This window comes from Acidovorax sp. KPB24-07 (assembly GCF_057543315.1).
In genome coordinates this window covers 1-1,800 of record NZ_BAAJYS010000551.1, presented here as the reverse complement: position 1 = coordinate 1,800, position 1,800 = coordinate 1, and the positions used below count along the sequence as shown (strand labels likewise).

General features: G+C 71.9%; 2 protein-coding genes, 1 pseudogene and 1 riboswitch. Of the genes and pseudogenes, 1 reads left to right on the top strand and 2 read right to left on the bottom strand.

Translation table 11 applies throughout. From position 1 onward, the window contains the following. Positions 1-458 (top strand): annotated as a pseudogene (locus tag AC27IQ_RS23720) (NAD(P)/FAD-dependent oxidoreductase); the annotation flags it as partial. 45 nt (positions 459-503) lie between these two features. On the opposite strand, the gene AC27IQ_RS23715 reads toward AC27IQ_RS23720, so the two are convergent. Further along, positions 504-806, bottom strand: a complete 303-nt coding sequence (locus tag AC27IQ_RS23715; RefSeq protein ID WP_284431582.1) for a hypothetical protein — start codon at positions 804-806, stop codon at positions 504-506. A 25-nt stretch (positions 807-831) separates the two neighbouring features. Beyond that, the gene (gene mntP / locus AC27IQ_RS23710; protein ID WP_284407316.1) at positions 832-1,398 is read right to left on the bottom strand and encodes a manganese efflux pump MntP; all 567 of its coding nucleotides are present in this window, start codon (positions 1,396-1,398) and stop codon (positions 832-834) included. A 15-nt stretch (positions 1,399-1,413) separates the two neighbouring features. After that, positions 1,414-1,596: riboswitch (yybP-ykoY riboswitch) on the bottom strand. Between the last annotated feature and the right edge of the window lie 204 nt (positions 1,597-1,800).

Here is a 1,800-nt window from a genome sequence, read left to right as displayed (position 1 = left end):
CCGTGGCCGGCGCCACGCTGCGCTACACCGACGACCACCGCCTGCTGGTGCGCCAGGGCTTCGAATACGCGCCGCGCTTTCGCGTGGCCGCCGCCGTGCGCGAGCGCGTGCGGCGCGCGCACCGGGCCGTGTTCGATGCGCGGTTTCCGCAGCTGGCCGACGTGCCGCTCGCGCATTTCTGGGAAGGCGCCATCGCCATCACGCGCAACGGCGCGCCGCGCTGGGGGCGCTTTGCTTCCAACGTGCACGGCGTGGCGGGTTGCAACGGCGTGGGCATCGTCAAGCACACGGTGCTGGGCGCGCTCGCGGCCGATCTGGCGCTGGGCCAGGACCATCCGCTGATCGCCGACGCCCTGGCGCTGGGCACCCCTGCGCGCATGCCGCCCGCGCCGTTCCTGGGCCTGGGCGTGCGCGCCTACATCGCCCGGGAGAAGTGGGCAGGGCGCGCCGAGCGGTGACCGAGCGGTGACCGGGCGGTGGACGGTGCGCGGTGGCCGGCCCGGTCAGCCCGCCTGGCGCAGCACGTCCCCGGCCTTGTCCACCCACTGCTGCAGGCTGTCCAGCAGGTCCTTCTGGCTGAACGAGCAGCTTTCCTCGGAAAACAGCGCGCTCGATTCGAGGCGGTCGAGCAGGCCGTGCAGCACCTCGGCATAGCGCGGGGGCAGGGCGGCCAGCAGCGCGTCCTGCGCGCGGGCCGTGCTACTCAGTTCGGTGGCGCTGCCGCCCGGAGCACGGCAGCGGGCCAGGGCGGAGTCCAGCGTGGCCAGTTGCACGAGGGCGGTGGTGGTGTCGGAAAAACGGGTCATGCGGCAAGGGTAGCGCGGGCCGGGATCAGAACGTGGTCAGGTGCTCGTAGAGGATCACCGAGCCGATGCCAATCAGCAGCACGCCGCCCACGGCCTCGGCCCAGCGGCCTGCGATGTTGCCCAGCACCCGGCCGACCATCACGCCGATCGTGACCATGGCAAAGGTCGCCAGGCCGATGGCGGCCGCCACGGGCAGGATGCCCACGTCGAGGAACGCCAGCCCCACGCCCACGGCCATCGCATCGATGCTGGTGGCAAAGCCGGTCACGGCCAGCAGCCAGAAGCCGTGGCGGGCGGGTTTTTCGGTTTCGGCATCGGGCGCCTGGAACGCGGCGTACACCATGCGCAGCCCGAGGATGGTCAGCAGCGTGAACGCGATCCAATGGTCCCACTCCTTCACGTAGCCCGAGGCGGCGTAGCCCAGTGCCCAGCCGGCGATCGGGGTGAGGGCCTCGATGACGCCGAAGATGGCGCCGGTGCGCAGGGCTTCGGACCAGCGGGGTTTCTGCAGGGCGCTGCCCTTGCCGACGGCGGCGGCGAAGGCGTCGGTGGACATGGCCAGCGCGAGCAAGGCGGTGGAGGCGAAATTCATGGTGGGGACGTCGTTGTACGGCCGGGCGAGCGCAAAGGCACGCCCCCGCTGCCCGACCTTTCGTCGCGGTGGCATGCCGATGGTCTCGCCAACCGCAACGGTTGCCGGCGCCACGGCATGCAGCATGCCGAGTGTGTTGACGCAGGCGCCTTCGGACAACGCTCGAAAGACATGGCACGAAAGCCGGCTACTCCCCAAGGGAGCGCGGATTATAGAAGCCCCTGCCGGCCTGGGGCCGTGCCGGCCCTGGTGCGTGCGGGGGCTTGGCCCGCTGTCAGAATCCGCGCCACCCCGACGAGCCGGATCCCGAACGTGCCAGACCCTTCCTCCCTTTCCGCGGCCCCCCCGCCCGCGCCGCGGCAGGCGCTGCGCGCCCTGGGCCTGGCCACCGCCACGGTGCTG